This is a genomic window from Bartonella sp. MF74HXZ (assembly GCF_042194445.1).
Lineage (GTDB): Bacteria > Pseudomonadota > Alphaproteobacteria > Rhizobiales > Rhizobiaceae > Bartonella > Bartonella grahamii.
Genome location: NZ_JBHIMW010000003.1, coordinates 260528 through 279808, shown reverse-complemented (window position 1 = coordinate 279808; position 19281 = coordinate 260528). Strand labels below are relative to the sequence as shown.

Here is a 19281-nt window from a genome sequence, read left to right as displayed (position 1 = left end):
AGGCGCAAAATAGATCAATAAAATTATCAGGTAAAAAATTTTGGGCAGAGAAAATTATCAGGTAAGGGAATTTTCATGGCAGGCGTAGAAATAAAAAAAGTTGAGGCAGATGAAAATGGAATGCGCTTAGATCGCTGGTTTAAGGTGCATTATCCAGGACTTGGTTTTGGAGCTTTGCAGAAATTGTTGCGTTCTGGTCAGATACGGCTTGATGGTGGACGTGTTAAAGCCGATACGCGTCTTTGTATGGGGCAAGCTGTTCGTATTCCACCTCTCCCTATTAATGACAAGGAAAATCTTTCAATAACGGATAAAACACTTCGTGGGCAGGATGATGAAACCGTTTTGAAAAAAATGCTGCTTTATGAAGATCCAAAGGTATTTGTTTTTAACAAACCAGCTGGGTTGGCTGTACAAGGAGGTTCTGGTTTAACACGTCATATGGATAGTATGCTTGAGGTATGGCGCAATAAAAAAGGTGAAAAGCCGCGTTTGGTTCATCGTCTTGATCGTGAGACGTCGGGTGTCCTTATTGTTGCGCGATCAAGGGGAGCGGCTCAGTCCTTAACAGCTGCTTTTAGAGCGCGAGAAACAAAAAAGACTTATTGGGCGTTGGTTCGGGGCGTACCTAAAAAAAAGCAGGACAAAATTTCAACGTGGATGGTTAAGGAAATGACTGCACAAGGTGATAAAATGCGTGTTTGTGAACATGGGGAGCCAGATGCACATCATGCGGTTTCCTACTATCGCGTTTTAGATACGCGAGGGCGGGCTCTTTCGTGGCTTGAAATGGAACCCTATACAGGGAGAACACATCAGCTTCGTGTGCATGCTGCCTATATGGATCATCCGATCATTGGCGATACAAAATATTTTTTTTCTGATAGTAATTGGACATTACCAGGAGGAATTCAAAACCGTCTTCATCTTCATGCACGTCGTATTCGTATTCCTCATCCTTCAGGAGGAATATTGGATATTGTTGCACCTTTACCACCTCATATGGTCCAAAGTTTTAATCTTTTGTCTTTTAATGAGAGTGATGCTGAAACAGAGTAAAGAAATTTCATTTGTTCTTTTTGATTGATACAAATTTTGTCTATAAATTTGATAAGATGAATAGGGCATCATTTGAAGAACGTTTTTGATAAGTCAATCGCTATGAGAAAATTGTGTTTTTGAGTGATGAAATTTTCGAATATCATAAGTTTTCTTTCTATAGCTCTTTGTCCATATAGATTGTATTGTTATTTTTGGATATGGTATGTTATTAATAATCTGAGTTGATGAAGCTGCTCCTTTGAATTATCTATAGAGATCATATATTGGGGAGGTTTGTCTGTTGAGGGAGATGAGTTAGATAAAGTCTGAAGGATATTTACTAAAATAGTGAAGGAAAATTTAATTTTTTCATGGGAGATAATTGAGGCATTTTATAGTAATGCTTGGGAAAAGCATCTTCTCAGAGAATTCCTGTGGTCAAGGAAGTTTGTTTTGTTATCAATGTGGTTTGATATGCTTATAGTATAGATTTATGCTTTGTATCTTTTCTTATACAATGAAGGCTTATTAGCAAAGTTCTCCTTTCAATGAGCAATTATTTTTCTACTTACTTAGTTTATCCAAAAGATTATCTTTCATAAAAGAAGAAATAAGTTTTTAGTATCTTAATGCTTCATTGAAGTGAACTCATCACATTGAAAAAATATCTAGACAAAAAATTGGAGATAAAACGTCAGGTGCGTTTTATTGCTCTAAGGAGGGCTTGAACACTTTTGTTTTGTCTAGTGAACAAAAACAGATATTTATTATGGGAACATTCAAAGGGGGGATAAGTTGAAATTAGGAGTAATGGATGGGATCATTATTGATTGACGTTAATAACGTCTCAAAAATATATCGCAACATTGACAGAGGAATTGGTTTTAAAAACAAGGTGTTTTCTCTCTTCAAGCCGGCTTATACAAATCATCATGTGTTAAAAGATATGAGTTTCACCCTCTTTTCAGGGCAATCGTTAGCAATTCTTGGCCCTAACGGAGCGGGTAAATCGACACTGATTAAAATACTTTCTGGTATACAATATGCTGATGAGGGATGTGTTAAAGTCCTTGGTGTTGATCCTTATAAAGCGAAGAAAGATCTATTCAAGTCTTTGGGTGTGGTCTTTGGTCATAAGAATTGTTTATGGTGGGATTTGCCCTTACGCTACAGTCTGGATATGGTTCAACCATTATATGGTCTTGAACGCGCTTCTTTTACCCGTGATCTTAAAGAGATTACAGAGTTGCTGGGTCTTGAGCATATTATGGATAAGCCAGTGCGGATGCTTAGTCTGGGTGAGAGAGTGAAAAGTGAATTGGCATTTAATCTCTCCTTTAGACCTAAATTATTGTTTCTCGACGAGCCAAGTATTGGTCTTGATATTACATCTAAGCATGAAATCAGGGAGCTTCTTAAAAAACTGAAAAGGGAGCGCGGCACAGGGTATATCATCACAAGTCATGATATGGGAGATATTGATGGATACGTCGATGATATTATTCTCTTGCATAAGGGAAAGAAACAGTTTCATGGCAATCTTCATGCGCTTAAAAATGTCATTCCTTCTTTGGTGAGAATGACACTTTTTTGTGAACACGTAGCTACACCTTCAACTGTTGTAGAAAAAATTGATGAGATTGCGTTGAAATCATCTACTTCTTTAAAGGATAAGCACTTTAACGCTGAAGAATGCTCGCTGGAGGTTTCGCTGCCCCGTGAGGATTTTGCGCGTTTTGTACGCGAAATTACAACCGAACTGAACTGTACGTTCTCTGTATCCACTCCCTCGCTTGAAGAGATGCTCCGTGTTAAATTTAAAGAATTTATCTAACCACTGCTTTGGTATGTTTCTTTTTGCCAAGAATGGATTACTCACTGTTCTAAGTGATAGAGTAATGTTTTTTACCGATATTATCATTGGGACACTTTCGCCATTTGTTATTCAACTTCTATTATGGAATGCACTTTTCTCTGATATGGGCAACACCATAAATGGCTTTAGCTTTCATGATATGATGTATTATTATGCTTTTGCTTTAGTCCTAGGACGCTTAAATAATGGTTATAATGTGATTAAGTTTTTCTCTCATCATGTTAAAGAAGGTCAATTAGAAGTATATCTTACAAAGCCCTTCAGTTATATGACACAAATGCTTTTTACTTTTTTAGGGGAGAGTGTATTATATAGCATCCCGTTATTGGCTCTTTTTGTTGTTAAGCTTGTTTCATCCTATGAAAATATTCTAGGATTGGTCATCGCTTTTCTATTCTTTTTTCTCATTGTTATTCTATCACAATTGCTTTGTTTTTTAATTTCTTTTGGAATTGCCTTATTAAGCTTTTGGGTGATTGAGTACAATATATTACTCTCTTTCAGTATTCTCAGTTCAGCGCTTCTTGGGGGTGTTCTTTTACCACCATCTTTTTGGCCGGTGTGGCTTATTCCGCTTATGCAATTTAATCCTTATCGTTTCATGATATCAGCTCCTGCCGAGTTTTTCGCGACGCAAAATTTAGCGTTGTTTCAGCAGTTTATTTTCGGAAGTTTTACTTATATTTTGTGTCTTTTATTCTTAATTTATATTGCTTGGAATAAAGGAATGAAAGCATATAATGGAGCGGGTGGTTGAGATGAAAATAATCCTTCATTTTATCAGCCTGAATATCCGCCGACAGATTGTTTATGGTAAGAATTTGGCTGGGGAGTTTATTCTTTCTCTATGCTATTATTTTATTCAATTCATATTTATTGATAGAATATCTTCTTTTTCAGGAAAGATCGGTAACTATAGCACAGATGAAATTCATTTTATCTTTGTTGTCTTTGTTTTACTTGGAATATTTTTGAATATTTTTACTAATTCTATTGAAACATTTTTTGAAAAAGTAGCGGATGGTAAAATCGAGCCATACTTTATAAAGCCTGTTTCAATCTGGTTGTTGATGTTGTTTGGTTGGTGTAAACCACTTAATCTGATCAAGCTCTTTGTTCTTTATGTTAGTGCCTATTTATTTGTATCATTACCGAATATATCCGATTTTAAGCTCAGATGGATCTCTTTTATTGTTGCAATATTTTGTGTTTTTATCGTCAATATTTGTTTTTTCATGATGTTTAATTTTGTAACATTTATTATTAGCCGTAAGATGCCTGTCGAATATTTTCATGAAATGATTTACGAGCTGTCATTTGTACCAATAGGCATTTATCCTTTAAGCATCGTAAAATGGTTTTTGTTTATGCTTCCTATGGCTTTTTCTGCTTCTTTGCCCGTTTCACTGTTATTTGGTAAAAATGAATGGAATATTGGATATCTTCTGTTGAGTACTTTTCTTTTTATTGCCATGACTTTCATAAGTTTTAAGAAAACAATTCGTAAATTTAATGGATTAGGGGGATGATATAAAAGTCAGAAAGTTATAATCGTGGAAGACAATGAACTTTATTAAAGAGCTTTATTAAAATTATTCCGCGTTCTTGTAGAAATGAGAGGCTGTGAAATCGTCAAAATGTGTAATGTCCTTATGGCATTAGATTTGGCGCGTTCATCAAAAGTTATCTCTTATTGTATCTGATTTAGCTTTTTCAATCAAAGAGCTAAGCTGGAGTTTACGCTAATTTTTTTACTGGGACAGCTATTTCTTCTCAATTTATAATAATGCAAAATAATTTTATCAGAATATTTCAATAAAGTATTTTTTTGTTTTCTGTAAATTTTAAAAATATTCATCTTACTGTAATATACAAAAAATAAAAACAATATGTGTAACTAAAAAACAACACATTAATATTTTTATACTGTAATACCATAATAATATTTATGATAATAAAGCTAAAATTATAATAAAAACAATAAAATAATTCTAATTTAATACATTTTAGCATTAAATTGTATAATATAAAAACACAAATAAAATAATTGACAAACTTAAGATAAATATGTAACGGGTATATTGTAAATGTAGTATAATATAAAAATAATAATTAAAATAAAATTATTAATTAAAGTTTTGTATTATATTATTATTCTTAATAAGAAGATAAATATACTTTATCGATAGATGATGTAGTGTTTTCTATTTAGAGGGGGTGGTAAAGAAAAATTTATTTTATTAAACATTGTAATAGGTGGTTATGATGAAAATATTTAAGCATTGTATAGTATGTGTGGTTGCAGTCGCTATTTTCTTTTCACAGGTTTTAGGAGCCAATGCCGATTCTTTAAATGGTAGATTTCAAAATGCTGGTTTCATTTCTGTAATGACACAGGAAAATAGAGTTATTAAAGCTGTTGATATGATTATTAGCCAATTTGGAGGACAAGGGGCTGAGAAAAATGTCCAAAAAGTCGCGGGTTTAATGGGGATGGAGGCAGCGATTTTTGGTTTAATCGCATATCTTGTATATTTCTTTACTAGAAAGCCACCGAGTCCTAGCAGAACGACAGGTGGAAAAACATTCGATGCTCTTGCTCATAGTGCATGGGCTTTTAATTAAAAGATATTTTATTTGATGAACCTTGAATTATTCTGTTGTTGAATATTTTATTTAAATAAACCGTGATATTTAATCACGGTTTATTTATATTTTACTCTTAATAATATTGATAAGTTTATTCTTAAGATATTGTTTGGGGGATGGTAATCTATGGCACATTGAATTTAACTAATCAGCTATTTTAAAGACTACTTAAATTTTTTCCTCTTTAAAATACGTATTTGAGCTAAGTTTGTGGCTGATATTTTTTATGATGAAAATGCGAATGCATTAATTGAGATATCCATAAACTTTGCATATCAACTCAAAAAATATACGGTAACACAATCTGACGACTATTTGTGGGTTTCATTTTTATGAAATGAAAAAGCATAGTGATGAGTATTATAAATGTTTGCGTAAAAAGCTTTTATTGGAAGCTTCTAGTCTCTTTGTGGTTTACAATTTTTTTTATCATTTTATTTTAAGCAAAGAGAATGTAGATTCATTTCTATTTTGTCTAAGAAGGGTGGAAGTTATACTAATGTCAAAAAAAGTCATGATCGTGGAAGATAATGAGCTTAATATGAAGCTATTCCGTGATCTCGTAGAAGCGAGTGGCTATGAAACCATTGAAACGCGGAATGGTCTTATGGCATTAGATTTGGCGCGTTCATCAATGCCATCTCTTATCCTTGTGGATATCCAGTTGCCAGAGGTCTCTGGAATAGATGTTATTAAACAATTAAAAGAAGATGAAGAACTAAGATCGATTCCCGTTGTTGCCGTAACAGCCTTTGCTATGAAAGGGGATGAAGAACGAATTCGTGCAAGTGGATGTGAAGAATATATGTCAAAACCTATTTCTGTCCCGCATTTTATCACAATGGTAAAGCATTTCTTGGATTGAAGCTTGTTAAGTAATGATAGAAAAAGACATTGAAAAGCTTATGAGATAACTAAAGTTATATTACAGATATTTTGTATTCTAGCACGTGGATATGTCTATTAGAGAAATACAAGTTTTTAAAAATTGAAACTGAGCTTTTGAATTTTTTGATCTATTTTTTAGCTCTTGTCTAAGGAGAATCGGTTGTTTTGCATTCTTGTTTTCTTCTAACAGATGTAAATTTGTCTCTACGAAACGCCTGTTTTAGCAGTTAAAAAAAGCCCCGTTTTTATCCGAGGCTTTATGCATTGTACAAAAAATGAAATTAACGCTTTGAGAATTGGAAAGAACGACGTGCTTTTGCTTTACCGTATTTTTTACGTTCAACAACACGGCTATCACGGGTAAGAAAACCACCTTTTTTCAAGATTGAGCGAAGTTCTGGTTCGTAATAGGTTAAAGCTTTGGAAATGCCATGGCGCACTGCACCGGCTTGTCCGGAAAGCCCCCCACCAGCAACGGTTGCAATAATATCAAACTGGGTATCCCTGTTTGTTGCAACAATTGGTTGACGAAGAATCATTCTAAGAACAGGACGAGCAAAATATTTGTCAAATTCCTTATTGTTGATCGTGATTTTTCCAGAACCTGGTTTAATCCATACGCGTGCAACAGCGTCTTTACGCTTTCCTGTTGCATAAGCACGTCCTTGTGAATCAAGCTTTTGCACGTGGACAGGAACAACATTTTCATGTGTTTCTGTAATACTTGTTACTATGCTAAGCTCAGAAAGAGAATTAATTTCAGCCATAATCAAGCAATCCTTTTGTTTTTGCGGTTTAAAGCACCAACGTCAAGAGATTTAGGCTGTTGTGCTTCATGTGGATGTTGGCTTCCAGCGTAAACACGTAGATTCTTCAATTGACGGCGACCAAGGGGACCACGAGGAATCATGCGCTCTACCGCTTTTTCAATAACGCGTTCGGGAAAACGCCCCTCAAGAAGTTGACGTGCTGTACGTTGTTTGATTCCACCAATATAGCCGGTATGCCAATAATATTTTTTATCCGTATATTTTTTGCCAGTGAGAGCTATTTTATCTGCATTAATGACAATAACGTTGTCACCATCATCAACATGTGGAGTAAATGTAGCTTTATGTTTGCCACGTAAGCGGTTAGCAACAAATGTGGCAAGACGACCTAAAACAAGGTTTTCTGCGTCAATAATAACCCATTTTTTCACCACTTCAGTTGGCTTTTGTGAAAAAGTTGCCATAGAAGTATCCTTTATTAGAACCCTTTTAATATTAAGGGAATTTTTACTGTTTTGCGTTGAAAATTGTTACCATAGCGAAATATTTAACGCATACTACTTGCTCTGATATAATGTCTTTTGATTGACGTCAAGAGAAAATAAAAACTTTATAAAACAATATGTTATGAGAATGGTATTATAATACCTCATTAAAAGAAGTTTGTGGACAATTTAAACTTAAAATGAATGTTGCAAAAGACTATTTTATCTTTACCGCATGATTGTATTTTATCTTTCTTCATTATAAAATAAGCAATAATGCAGTGGTCTCGTTATTTTCTCAATGTTGAATCTTCTGCTTGTGGTCAAGCTTGGTTGGATGCCCTTGATGTTCAAGGGATAAATAATGCGCGCGCTATTTCTCAAAAATTTGGTTTTCCAGATCAGTTAGCTCGCGTACTTTCAGCAAGAGATGTGGATGAAGCTGAGGCTGTTGCTTTTATTAATCCAACATTACGTACGCTTATGCCTGATCCAGAAAGTTTTAGGGATATGCAATGCGCTGCAGAGCGTATTGTTAAGGCTCTTCTCAATCAAGAACAGGTTGCTGTTTTTGGTGATTATGATGTTGATGGTGCTTGTTCTTCAGCACTCATAGCGCGTTTTTTTCGTTATTTTGGTATTGAAGTCAAAATTTATATTCCTGATCGTATTGTTGAAGGCTATGGTCCGAATGAACAAGCAATGAGGATGCTTGTGCAAGAAGGTGCTCGGTTAATTATCACTGTTGATTGTGGCGCAAACAGTCCAGATGCGGTAAAAGCAGCGAGGCTTGCTGGTGCTGATGTTGTGATTTTAGATCATCATCAAATGTCAGAGATTCATCAAGAAGCCGTTGCTCTTGTCAATCCTAATCGTCCTGATGATTTTTCTAAACAGGGGCATTTATGTGCAGCGGGCGTTGTTTTTGTTACCTTAGCTTGGGTTCATCATTTGCTGCGGAAAAAACAATTCCAAGGGCAGCTGCCTGATCTTTTAAGTATGCTTGATCTTGTTGCATTGGCAACCATATGTGATGTCGTTCCATTACAGGGGGTTAACCGTGCTTTTGTGATAAAAGGGCTTCAAGTTGCTCGTTCTATGCATAATCCAGGAATAACAGCTTTAACAAAGGTTGCACGAATAGGGGAGCCACTTAATAGTTTTCATTTAGGTTTTTTGTTAGGTCCTAGAATTAATGCAGGAGGGCGCATTGGTGATCAAGCTTTGGGAGCACGTTTGCTTAGCTGTGAGAATAAAGATGAAGCGGACAGAATAGCAGCACAATTAGATCACCTTAATCAAGAACGCCAAGAAATGGAGAACATTCAATTAGCACAAGCGGAATCTTACATTGCTTCTCTTTATCAAGATCAAGAAATACCCTTGTCACTTGTAATTTCTCATAAAGAATGGCATCCGGGAATTATTGGTATTCTTGCTTCCCGTCTCAAAGAGCGTTTTTTTTGTCCTGTTTTTGCTATTGCTTTGAAAGAAGATGGAAATGGCGTAGGGTCGGGACGCTCAATTAATGGTATAGATTTAGGAGCACTCGTTCGTGAAGCTGTTACGTTAAATTTATTAGAAAAGGGAGGGGGACATAGTATGGCCGCAGGAATTACAATTCAATCAACAAAAATTGAAATCTTTCGAAAATGGTTAGAAGAAAAAGTTTCTTTAAGGGTTTCTGAGTTGCATGCTAAAAAGTCTCTTAGTATAGATGGTTCTCTTTCTGCTTCTGGTGTTAATGAAGCACTGTTTGAGTTGCTTGAAAAAGCAGGGCCATTTGGGACAGGGAATGCAACACCTGTTTTTGTTCTTCCCTCTCATCGATTGGTGAATCTATCTGAAGTTGGTAAAGGACATCTTCGCCTCATTGTATCTAATGTTGAAGGAAAAAAACTGCAAGGAATAGCTTTTCGTGCTGTAGGGACATCTCTTGGTGATTTTCTTTTTGAAAATATTGGTGAAATGATTCATTTAGCTGGTCATCTTAGTTTGAATTATTGGAATGGAACGACCAATCCGCAACTGCGCGTGATTGACGCAGCCGCAGTGGTTTGAAAGGGATATTTTTTACATTAGATGTCTAGATTAGAAGCAAAAGTAGAATTTTCTTGTATGAAACGAAATCGTGCTTCTGGTTTTGTTCCCATGAGACTTTCTACAGTCTTTTTCGTTTCTTGCATTTCCACGGCATCAATAGAAACACGAAGCAATGTACGTTTTTGAGGATGCATAGTCGTTTCTTTAAGTTGTTCCGCGCGCATTTCACCCAGCCCTTTAAAACGCCCGATTTCGATTTTAGCTTTTCCAGTAAATTCAGTTTTGAGTAATTCATCCTTGTGAATGTCGTCACGAGCATAAGCAACTTTTCCTCCTTGCGATATTCTATAAAGGGGAGGGACGGCGAGATATAAATGTCCCTGATGAATAAGGTCAGGCATTTCTTGAAAGAAGAAGGTAATGAGCAGTGACGCAATATGAGCACCATCAACATCAGCATCTGTCATGATGATAATACGTTCATATCTGAGATCTTTTTCACGATACTTGGAGCGTGTTCCACATCCAAGAGCAAGGATAAGATCGCTAATTGTTTGGCTTGAGTTCATTTTTTCATGTGCAGCACTGGCGACATTTAAGATTTTACCACGAAGAGGTAAAATTGCTTGGTTTGCTCTATTTCTTGCTTGTTTAGCAGATCCTCCTGCTGAATCCCCTTCAACAATGAATAGTTCAGCACCCATAGCATGGTTCTGGCTACAATCTGCAAGTTTACCGGGCAGACGTAATTTACGGACAGCAGTTTTTCGACTTATTTCTCTATCTTGGCGTCGTTTAACACGTTCTTCAGCACGTTCAATAACCCAATCGAGAAGTTTTGTTGCTTCTTGCGGGGAATTTGCTAACCAATGATCAAAAGGATCGCGGATTGCATTCTCAACGATACGCTGTGCTTCAATGGTCGCTAATCGATCTTTTGTTTGTCCAACAAATTCAGGGTTACTGATAAAGACTGAAAGTATTGCGGCTGTTGAAATCATAATATCGTCAGACGTAATAATTGTTGCGCGCTTGTTTCCTATTAACTCAGCGTAGGATTTCAATCCACGCAAAAGAGCTTGACGTAATCCTATTTCGTGTGTTCCGCCTTCTCCTGTAGGAATCGTATTGCAGTAAGATTGCACACAAGAATCACCACCATGCCACGCGATAGCCCATTCAACGGAGCCATGGCCATTATTTTGTTGTGTTTTGCCAGAAAAAACTTCTGATGTTACTCGATATTCATCTTTTAGTGACGAGAGTAAATAGTCTTTAAGCCCATTGGGGAAATGAAAAACAGCTTTTTCAGGAATATTTTTTGCGCCTTCAAGTATGACGGGATCACAAGTCCAGCGAATTTTTACGCCACCAAAAAGATAAGCTTTGGAGCATGCCATCTTATAGATTTTTTCTGGATCAAAAGCTGCTTTTTCACCAAAAATTTCACGATCAGGATGAAAACGAACGCGCGTACCACGACGATTATAAACATCTCCCAGATCTTCCAATCCAGATTGAGGAATACCGCGTGAGAAACGTTGGCGGTAAAGTTTTCGTTCTCGTGCAACTTCAACTTCCATATCATCAGAAAGAGCATTGACAACAGAAATTCCTACTCCATGAAGTCCACCTGCAGTTTGATAAGCTTTTCCATCAAATTTCCCCCCTGAGTGGAGTTGTGTCATAATAACTTCAAGAGTAGATTTCTCAGGCATTTGAGGATGATTTTCGACAGGAATACCACGTCCATTATCTGTAACGGTTATATAACCGTTCCTATCTAATGAGACCTCAATAAAATCTGCATAACCCGCAACAGCTTCATCCATCGCGTTATCAATAATTTCGGCAAATAAATGATGAAGCGCTTTACTGTCTGTTCCACCAATATACATTCCAGGGCGTAAACGTACGGGCTCTAAACCCTCAAGTACTCGAATAGAGAGGGCATTATAGTCATCTTCTTGCGTATCTTTTGCACTTTTTTTTGAAATCATCGCTTTTGATTTCATTGGAGACTGCAGAGTGTTTTCTTTTGTATTTACCCGAGATTGGGCTTTATTTAAAACACTAAAAAGATCCTTTTTGTTATCGCTCATAGCGTTTAACTATCTACCTCATAAAATAAAATATTTATTAAAGTAATTTTATGCCTGTTTTTTATTTAAAAATCAATGCACTTAGGAAACATCAATTGTTGGACCGAAAATTTGTTCAAAGGCGTGTTTGAGAGCAATATCAATATCATGCATTGTTACAGGGTAACCTAGATCCAGAAAGCTTGTTACACCGTGGTTTTTAATTCCACAAGGAACAATTCCTGAATAATGGGCTAAATTAGGATTAACATTGATAGAAACTCCATGAAAACTTATCCATTTGCGCACTCGAATGCCAATAGCTGCAATTTTATCTTCGGAAGAAAGATCATTTTGTTTTGATGGGCAATGAGACTGTTTAACCCAGACACCAACGCGATCTTCTCTGCGTTCGCCTTTAATATTAAAGTTTGCAAGCATCTGTATGATCCATTCTTCTAATGCACTAATGAAAGCACGAATGTCTTGTTTTCGGCGTTTAAGATCAAGCATGATATAAGCAATACGCTGTCCTGGACCGTGATATGTAAATTCACCTCCACGTCCTGCTTCATAAACAGGGAATAAATTAGGCGCCAAAAGATCTTTTTTATTTGCACTCGTCCCTGCTGTATAAAGGGAAGGGTGTTCAAGAAGCCAAACTTGTTCATGCGCGGTTTTTGCAAGAATTTTTTCTACACGTTCTTGCATATAACGCAGAGCTTCAGGATACTCAACTAGATGATTACTTATCTTCCATTCAACGGGTGGATTTCCTAGAATTGCATTAAAATGATGTGATAAGTGATTACGATCCGTATGTTTTAATTCAAATGTCATTGGTAATATTTATCTTGATGTTTGAGTTTGTATTATAATCAGAAAAATAAAAAAAGAACAGGATTAAGAGATAGTTTATAAGAAGTGCAATGAATTTTATTAAAAAAATCATTATGCTCGTTTTACCATCTTCCTGTTGCACCGCCACCACCTGATGATCCACCACCACCTCTGAATCCTCCTCCCCCTGAAGGTCCGCCAAAGATTCCACCAGAACCTCTACCGCTCGCATTTAAGTTTAAAAACCAAGGTGTGAAGACAATACCCAGCCAAAGATACTTTCGTGGACCTATTTTTTTACCAAAAATCATAGCAAGAATGGGCAAACCAACGACTATAAAGAGAATGAGAAACGTGATTGTATTTATAATCATTTCTTCTTTTTCAGCTTGTTTGCGTTGTTCTTCAACAGCTTTAGCTTTTTGATTGATTCGAAAAGAAAAATCAGCATCACTTTGTGTGATCACTTTGATAATTGCGTGAACGGATTCGACAATTCCTTTTTGATAATTTCCTTCACGAAAATTAGGAATCATGAAGCTATTAATAATGACAGAGGAAATGGCATCTGTTAGTTCTCCTTCCAGACCGTAGCCTACCTCAATACGTGCTTTGCGTTCATTTGGTGCAATGACGATTAATATGCCGTTATTGATTTGTTTTTGACCTAATCTCCATGTACGAAAAAGAGAATTGCTGTATGTCTCTATATCATTGCCCGAAAGAGTAGGGAGCGTCACAAGAACGATTTGATCTCCTGTTTTCTCTTCGAGTGTAGCTAGCTTTTCCGTTAAATTTCTTTGTGTTGCATGATCAAGTAAATGAGCCATATCGTTGATATAGCCGGTTAAGGGAGGAAACTTAGTGTGTGCGTAAGTGACATTCCCCAATGCAATGATCAAATATAGAATACTCAAAGGAACCCATAAACGTAGAAAAATACGACGTTGTATAGAGTGTTGAAATATTTTCATTAATTAAAATTAACCTTTGGTGTTTGTTGGCTATCAGTATCGATGGTAAAAGTAGGCATAGGTTTAGCATCACGAAACCATAGCTTTGCCCAAATCATCGTCGGCATTGTTTTGAGAGCAGTATTGTAAGCACGTACTGTTTCAATATAGTCGCGGCGTGCAACGGAAATCCGGTTTTCTGTTCCTTCTAATTGTGATTGAAGAGCAAGAAAGTTCTGGTTTGCTTTAAGATCCGGATAGTTTTCGACAACAGCCATAAGCCGCGAAAGGGCACTTGATAAATTTGCTTGATTTTTGAGATATTGCTGCATAACTTCTGGATTATTCAACATATCTGCATTAATGTTGACTTGTGTTGCTTTGGCACGTGCCTCAATTACATTTGTGAAAACGCTTTGTTCATGAGCTGCGTAAGCTTTAACTGTTTCTACAAGATTGGGGATGAGATCTGTACGACGTTGATATTGATTGAGCACTTCACTCCATGCTGCATGTGCTTTTTCTTCATTTGTTGGTATCGTATTAAATCCGCACCCACTTAAAAATGGGACTAACCATGCCAAAAAAATCACGATTGAAAATTGTTTTAATATTTTAAACATTGAAGAAGTTTGTACATTTAACATAAAGATGTCTCCACAGATATTTTATGTATTATATAGGGTTTATCTTCTTGGTGGAAAGTATTTTGAATTTTATAAACAGGTACATTTATCAATAAATCGACATTTCTCTGCGTTTTAGGCACGCTTAAGTGATTTGTTATATTAAAATGATAATGGTAATATAGATGTCACCTTATAAAAGATCAATAATATTCATATCAATTATTATTACAGAAAATTATATTATTTTTGTAGTATTTTTTGTGGTTCACAACGTGCAGATAATAATTGGAAACGGGAAAAATTTAAGCATCAATCTTATGGAAAGATAGAAGGTAAGGGCAGTTCTTATTTTCCCTCCTGTAGCAGTTATTCTTAGTACATCGGATAAAAAAGGGTTTTTTAATTATGTATGGTAGTAATTGTGGAGGAGATGAAAATCCTGTGATAGAAAGTGTTCAACGGCAAAGTGAAAAGTTTGATGGATTGGCTAATGATTATGATCGTTATCGTCCTCGTTATCCTCTCACTTTATTTAAAACCATGCTCCATCCTTTTAAGAACAAAAAGCATTTGTCCATTGTGGATGTGGGGGCTGGGACAGGTATCGCATTAGAGGGAATTGTTAAATTTTTAGGAAATGAGCACCAATATCATGCTATCGATGTATCGGCAGATATGATTAAGAAGGGGCGAAGAAAATTTCCTACGGTGCAGTGGTATCAGGGCCGTGCAGAAGACCTATTGCTTCAAATTGGTGAGGTCGATCTTGTCATTGCAGCGCAAGCGTTTCAGTGGATGGATCGTCCTAAGTTGCTTTGTTCTGTTTCAGATCAACTTCGAGTCAATGGTGTCATGGCTGTTATTCAAAATAATCGTGATTTCAAGCATAGTGAATTTCTAGAGGCTTATGAGACATTGTTAGAGAAAATGAGTCCGAACTATTCTCGGTATTATCGTAATTTTGATTTTTTACAGGAAATGAGTGATGGCTTTGGGGTAGATCCAGAAAAGATTTTTTTCCATACGCACAATTGGACGATGATGATCCCATCTGAAGCTTTTATTGGAATGAGCTGCTCTTCAACGCAAGCGCAACGTGCTATTGCTTGCTATGGGGAAGAATATTTGCGGCAATTGGTTGCATTGATAAAGAAATATGAAGTGCAAGGTAATTTGGAGCTTTTGTATCGAAGTGAGCTCTATATGTATGCAGGATAATCTGATATCGATGATTGCTTTTGCTCTTTTAGCACATCAGAGTAGGCGGTATTCAGGAGATTAACGCATTATTAAGGCAGGTTTTAAGGAGGGAGAGTTTTTTCTTCTTCAGTATTCAAATTGATACCTTATTACATCTTACATCTTATTTTTATTTTAAATAACGGGTTAGCTCGAGCTTTGTGTGGTTTTATTGAAGATGTGCTTTTCAGGTTTCAATCTGGCGCTTTAAATACAATTTTAGAAGTGGTAAATAACCTTAATTTCTTCTATGTTGTGATGTGTAAATAAGTTTTTTAATTTTCTATAGAGTTTAATTTTTGCAATCATGATAGATTGTGGCAGCTATCTATCTAAGATTTTTATAAGTTTAGTAGGAATAGCTTAATGATATATCCATATGATAAATTCATTGAGTCCTCCCTTTACGCTTCATACACAAGAACAAGCCTGCATCATCACACACTTTGTCATTTCCCAATGTTGCGACAGCCCTTGAGACGGTTCATAAGAGGGGTTTTTTAGATCTTTTTTGTACAGTTTTATCCATACGCCAATCTCGCTTATGACGTGCAAGCGAATGGTTTTGATTGATTCAACATACACAGATTTAGAATGGGAGAATCTTAAGATGTTCGGCTCTCTCATTTAATATAAATAATGCTAGATTATGATTATAAATTAATGTGTTATCTATTTTTGAAATCCATGACCTTGGTTGTGCTTGTCAATATTTCATTTTCATTTATCGTCAACTATTCTACTTTTGGATAATGACTCCATTGTAAGGAATGCCTTTAAGAAAGCATTTTCGTTTTAAAGAGTCGTTATAGTTTTTTTGTTTTATAGAAGGATCAATAATGCTAAACATTATACTTTGATTAAAAAAGAAAGTAAATTATGACTATTATACTAAAACCGAGCGAGGTGACGCTTAGTGAACTTGAAGCTATTTATTTTAATGGTGAAGTGAGTAAACTTCATAATGACACGCATTTAGCTATCGAGAAAGGGGCTCAGCGCATTGCTGAAATTGCTGCTGGAAGTGAGCCTGTATACGGTATTAATACTGGTTTTGGGAAGCTGGCTTCCATTAAAATTGATGCGGACGATGTTGCTGTTTTACAGAGAAATCTTATTTTGTCCCATTGTTGTGGGGTAGGAGAGCCTTTAGCTGAAAATATTGTGCGTTTGATAATGAGCTTAAAGCTTATCTCTTTAGGAAGAGGAGCTTCAGGAGTTCGTCTAGAATTGGTAAATTTGCTGGAAAATATGCTTGCAAAGGGCGTCATTCCTGTCATCCCTGAAAAAGGGTCTGTTGGTGCTTCAGGTGATCTAGCTCCACTTGCTCACATGGCGGCTGTTATGATGGGAGAAGGAGAAGCATTTTTTCAAAATATTCGTATGAGTGGAGCGGTTGCATTAGAGAAAGCGGGATTGTCCCCTATTATTTTAGAGGCAAAGGAAGGTCTAGCTCTTATTAATGGGACTCAAACATCAACAGCTCTTGCACTTGCCGGTCTTTTTCGAGCTTATCGGGCATTGTGTGGTGGATTGCTGGCAGGAGCTTTGACGACAGATGCCATTATGGGATCAACGGCGCCATTTCATCCTGATATCCATATTTTACGAGGACATTATGGGCAGATTGCTGTATCGAAAACATTAGAAAAGCTTGTAGAGGATTCAGAAATTCGTGCAGCACATTTACGTGGTGATGAGCGTGTACAAGATCCTTATTGTATACGTTGCCAGCCACAGGTTATGGGGGCATGTTTTGATATTTTGCTAGCAGCAGCAAAAACACTGATTATTGAAGCAAATGCTGTTACAGATAATCCATTGATTTTAAGGAATGGTGAAGTTGTATCAGGTGGGAATTTTCATGCTGAGCCTGTAGCATTTGCTGCTGATCAGATTGCTCTTGCTTTATGTGAAATAGGATCTATTTCTCAACGGCGTATTGCTTTGATGGTTGATCCAGCAGTTTCTTATGGACTTCCAGCTTTTTTAGCGCATAATGCAGGTCTTAATTCAGGCTTTATGATTGCTGAAGTAACAGCAGCAGCTTTAATGTCTGAAAATAAGCAAATGGCCCATCCTGCTTCCGTTGATTCAACACCAACTTCAGCTAATCAAGAAGATCATGTTTCAATGGCTTGTCATGGAGCTCGTCGGTTATTGGTAATGAGCGAAAATCTTTTTACACTGATTGGTATTGAGACACTTGTTGCAGCACAAGGAATTGAATATCGTGCACCTTTAAAAACAAGTGCTTTTTTGCAATCTGTTATGGAATGTTTACGCAAAAATGTTGCTTCTCTTAAGGAAGATCGCTATTTGGCTCCAGATCTTCATCAAGCACATATACTTGTGCGTGAAGGGCACTTATTATCTGTTTTACCAGAAACAATTTTTCCTTCACTAGAACCTAAATAATATTTATTTTTGAGTTTAAAAGAGAAGGGGAGAGCTAATTATGAGATTTCTTTATACAAAAATTGGAGAAATGATGAATATATCTTTATAATAATTAATAAATATTTTTCCATTTATTGGCTGTTATGTATTGTGTTTATTCACAATTATCTCTTTAATACGCTTATCTTGTGCTATAAACTAGTTTAGATAAGTTTATGAATGAGCGTATTATATTTATTATTACTCACTAAAATTAATGTTTTTATTGAGTATTTCTCTTTTTAAAAGATGGTTTATAATTTTTGTACTTTTAAATCACGAGAAAGGGGAAATAAATGTCTAAAAATCGTCTATTATGTATTTTAATGACAATCATTGTTTGTTTTTCGCAAATTATAGAGGCTCACGCGAATTTTTGGAGAGGAAGCTTTCCAGAGGATGTTTTCATTATGATCGTGGACCAAGAAAAAGAGCCTCTTATTTCAGCGAAAAACAAAGATTTTATTGCTATCTCAGGGAGAACTCCCAGAGGTAAGGAGAATGCTATCATCGGACCAACAGTCAAAGATGCTATTTTTACCGTATATTTTTTTTTCATTGGAAAGCTTGTAGTTAAGGCAGTTGGAGTTCTTAAAAGATGGGTTGTAGATACACTTTCTCATACTTTTGAAAACTGGCGAGATTCGTATTATCATTGATTAAGCTATATCAATTGGTTTAAAAAATGAGTGTATGTGGTGTTGAATACAATTTATGATGATGTGACAAGCTAAAAAGTGTAGAAAGTTTATACGGTATTAATAGAAAGTTTAACGCATGTTTCTCTTGAATATGATGATATCAATTTAAGGTTTTTATTTATAGCCTTGAAAAACTCATATGATGAATGGAAGCATATGCCCTTCATGCAAAGCAGTGTTGTTTTTTGTATTCACGGGTTTGTTTTAAGAAAATATTTCCTCAATACTTAAGCTTACATGTCAGGATTGCATCCGTGACTGGTATAATCTAAAAACTCTCGTGAAAAGTATAAGATTAATAGTGCATCATTATTTTTTATGTTACGAAGATACGAGTTGATACTATTATATAATCTATTTTCCGAGTTGCGACAGCTTTTTGTATTTGAGACAGTTTATTAAAAGGCATTTTTATTTCTTTCTTTATGTGTTTTTTATTCACACTTCAATCTCGCTTAGAATGTGTAAACGAAAAGTTTTGATTGCTTCAATATGAACAGGTTTGGAAAAGAGAAAATCTTATGATATTGAGGAGCCAATTCAATATATAAAACAATAAATTATCCTTATGAATAAAAATGTTTACATTATCTTGCATTCAATCCCACATTTTCTGCAGAAAAATAGAAAATATAAAAATGAGTTAA

General features: G+C 35.8%; 16 protein-coding genes. 10 read left to right on the top strand and 6 right to left on the bottom strand.

Going from position 1 to position 19281, the window contains the following annotated elements; genetic code table 11:
* The first annotated feature begins 75 nt into the window (after positions 1-75).
* The 6 genes from ACFIJ8_RS04000 to ACFIJ8_RS03975 all read left to right on the top strand — a co-directional run bounded on the left by ACFIJ8_RS04000 (position 76) and on the right by ACFIJ8_RS03975 (position 6431).
* Positions 76-1059 carry an RluA family pseudouridine synthase gene (locus ACFIJ8_RS04000; protein ID WP_375639054.1) on the top strand — a complete coding sequence of 328 codons (984 nt, stop codon included), beginning with the start codon at positions 76-78 and terminating at the stop codon, positions 1057-1059.
* 796 nt (positions 1060-1855) lie between these two features.
* Complete coding sequence (locus ACFIJ8_RS03995) at positions 1856-2875, top strand: ATP-binding cassette domain-containing protein (RefSeq protein ID WP_375639053.1); 1020 nt, start codon at positions 1856-1858, stop codon at positions 2873-2875.
* Positions 2850-3674: an ABC-2 family transporter protein gene (locus ACFIJ8_RS03990; protein WP_375629553.1), complete on the top strand. Its 825-nt coding sequence runs from the start codon at positions 2850-2852 to the stop codon at positions 3672-3674. Before ACFIJ8_RS03995 ends, ACFIJ8_RS03990 begins: the two co-directional genes overlap by 26 nt.
* A complete protein-coding gene (locus tag ACFIJ8_RS03985) occupies positions 3658-4446 on the top strand; it encodes an ABC-2 family transporter protein (RefSeq protein WP_375639052.1) in 789 nt (262 codons plus the stop codon). Before ACFIJ8_RS03990 ends, ACFIJ8_RS03985 begins: the two co-directional genes overlap by 17 nt.
* A 736-nt stretch (positions 4447-5182) precedes the next feature.
* The gene (locus tag ACFIJ8_RS03980) at positions 5183-5542 is read left to right on the top strand and encodes a hypothetical protein (protein ID WP_375639051.1); all 360 of its coding nucleotides are present in this window, start codon (positions 5183-5185) and stop codon (positions 5540-5542) included.
* 523 nt (positions 5543-6065) lie between these two features.
* On the top strand, positions 6066-6431 hold the full coding sequence (locus ACFIJ8_RS03975; protein ID WP_015856546.1) for a response regulator: 366 nt from the start codon (positions 6066-6068) through the stop codon (positions 6429-6431).
* Between the two features lie 304 nt (positions 6432-6735).
* Here the strand turns inward: ACFIJ8_RS03975 and rpsI are convergent, their stop codons facing one another.
* Entirely contained in the window at positions 6736-7221 is a 486-nt protein-coding gene (rpsI, locus tag ACFIJ8_RS03970) for a 30S ribosomal protein S9 (protein ID WP_015856545.1), read from the bottom strand.
* Between the two features lie 2 nt (positions 7222-7223).
* Complete coding sequence (gene rplM / locus ACFIJ8_RS03965) at positions 7224-7688, bottom strand: 50S ribosomal protein L13 (protein WP_375639050.1); 465 nt, start codon at positions 7686-7688, stop codon at positions 7224-7226.
* Between the two features lie 297 nt (positions 7689-7985).
* Between rplM and recJ the strand changes: the two genes are divergently transcribed.
* A complete protein-coding gene (gene recJ / locus ACFIJ8_RS03960; protein WP_375639049.1) occupies positions 7986-9770 on the top strand; it encodes a single-stranded-DNA-specific exonuclease RecJ in 1785 nt (594 codons plus the stop codon).
* A 17-nt stretch (positions 9771-9787) separates the two neighbouring features.
* Here the strand turns inward: recJ and parE are convergent, their stop codons facing one another.
* From parE to ACFIJ8_RS03940, 4 genes are all read right to left on the bottom strand, one after another.
* Complete coding sequence (gene parE / locus ACFIJ8_RS03955; RefSeq protein ID WP_375639048.1) at positions 9788-11854, bottom strand: DNA topoisomerase IV subunit B; 2067 nt, start codon at positions 11852-11854, stop codon at positions 9788-9790.
* A gap of 81 nt (positions 11855-11935) precedes the next feature.
* Complete coding sequence (gene lipB, locus ACFIJ8_RS03950; protein WP_015856541.1) at positions 11936-12673, bottom strand: lipoyl(octanoyl) transferase LipB; 738 nt, start codon at positions 12671-12673, stop codon at positions 11936-11938.
* Positions 12674-12795: 122 nt separating this feature from the next.
* On the bottom strand, positions 12796-13647 hold the full coding sequence (locus ACFIJ8_RS03945) for a YgcG family protein (RefSeq protein WP_273788274.1): 852 nt from the start codon (positions 13645-13647) through the stop codon (positions 12796-12798).
* Positions 13647-14273, bottom strand: a complete 627-nt coding sequence (locus tag ACFIJ8_RS03940) for a LemA family protein (RefSeq protein ID WP_015856539.1) — start codon at positions 14271-14273, stop codon at positions 13647-13649. Before ACFIJ8_RS03940 ends, ACFIJ8_RS03945 begins: the two co-directional genes overlap by 1 nt.
* 387 nt (positions 14274-14660) lie before the next feature.
* Between ACFIJ8_RS03940 and ACFIJ8_RS03935 the strand changes: the two genes are divergently transcribed.
* The 3 genes from ACFIJ8_RS03935 to ACFIJ8_RS03925 all read left to right on the top strand — a co-directional run bounded on the left by ACFIJ8_RS03935 (position 14661) and on the right by ACFIJ8_RS03925 (position 18592).
* Positions 14661-15473, top strand: a complete 813-nt coding sequence (locus tag ACFIJ8_RS03935; protein ID WP_375639047.1) for a class I SAM-dependent methyltransferase — start codon at positions 14661-14663, stop codon at positions 15471-15473.
* A gap of 900 nt (positions 15474-16373) precedes the next feature.
* Entirely contained in the window at positions 16374-17912 is a 1539-nt protein-coding gene (gene hutH / locus ACFIJ8_RS03930) for a histidine ammonia-lyase (protein ID WP_375629541.1), read from the top strand.
* A gap of 317 nt (positions 17913-18229) precedes the next feature.
* Positions 18230-18592, top strand: coding sequence for a hypothetical protein (locus ACFIJ8_RS03925; protein WP_273788277.1), 363 nt, complete (start codon positions 18230-18232; stop codon positions 18590-18592).
* Positions 18593-19281 lie beyond the last annotated feature (689 nt).

Bases quoted from the DNA above. Each gene is read 5' to 3' on its own strand.
- ACFIJ8_RS04000 (WP_375639054.1), top strand. From the start codon at position 76: ATGGCAGGCGTAGAAATAAAAAAAGTTGAGGCAGATGAAAATGGAATG.
- ACFIJ8_RS03995 (WP_375639053.1), top strand. From the start codon at position 1,856: ATGGGATCATTATTGATTGACGTTAATAACGTCTCAAAAATATATCGC.
- ACFIJ8_RS03985 (WP_375639052.1), top strand. From the start codon at position 3,658: ATGGAGCGGGTGGTTGAGATGAAAATAATCCTTCATTTTATCAGCCTG.
- ACFIJ8_RS03980 (WP_375639051.1), top strand. From the start codon at position 5,183: ATGAAAATATTTAAGCATTGTATAGTATGTGTGGTTGCAGTCGCTATT.
- ACFIJ8_RS03975 (WP_015856546.1), top strand. From the start codon at position 6,066: ATGTCAAAAAAAGTCATGATCGTGGAAGATAATGAGCTTAATATGAAG.
- rpsI (WP_015856545.1), bottom strand. From the start codon at position 7,221: ATGGCTGAAATTAATTCTCTTTCTGAGCTTAGCATAGTAACAAGTATT.
- rplM (WP_375639050.1), bottom strand. From the start codon at position 7,688: ATGGCAACTTTTTCACAAAAGCCAACTGAAGTGGTGAAAAAATGGGTT.
- recJ (WP_375639049.1), top strand. From the start codon at position 7,986: ATGCAGTGGTCTCGTTATTTTCTCAATGTTGAATCTTCTGCTTGTGGT.
- parE (WP_375639048.1), bottom strand. From the start codon at position 11,854: ATGAGCGATAACAAAAAGGATCTTTTTAGTGTTTTAAATAAAGCCCAA.
- lipB (WP_015856541.1), bottom strand. From the start codon at position 12,673: ATGACATTTGAATTAAAACATACGGATCGTAATCACTTATCACATCAT.
- ACFIJ8_RS03945 (WP_273788274.1), bottom strand. From the start codon at position 13,647: ATGAAAATATTTCAACACTCTATACAACGTCGTATTTTTCTACGTTTA.
- ACFIJ8_RS03940 (WP_015856539.1), bottom strand. From the start codon at position 14,273: ATGTTAAATGTACAAACTTCTTCAATGTTTAAAATATTAAAACAATTT.
- ACFIJ8_RS03935 (WP_375639047.1), top strand. From the start codon at position 14,661: ATGTATGGTAGTAATTGTGGAGGAGATGAAAATCCTGTGATAGAAAGT.
- hutH (WP_375629541.1), top strand. From the start codon at position 16,374: ATGACTATTATACTAAAACCGAGCGAGGTGACGCTTAGTGAACTTGAA.
- ACFIJ8_RS03925 (WP_273788277.1), top strand. From the start codon at position 18,230: ATGTCTAAAAATCGTCTATTATGTATTTTAATGACAATCATTGTTTGT.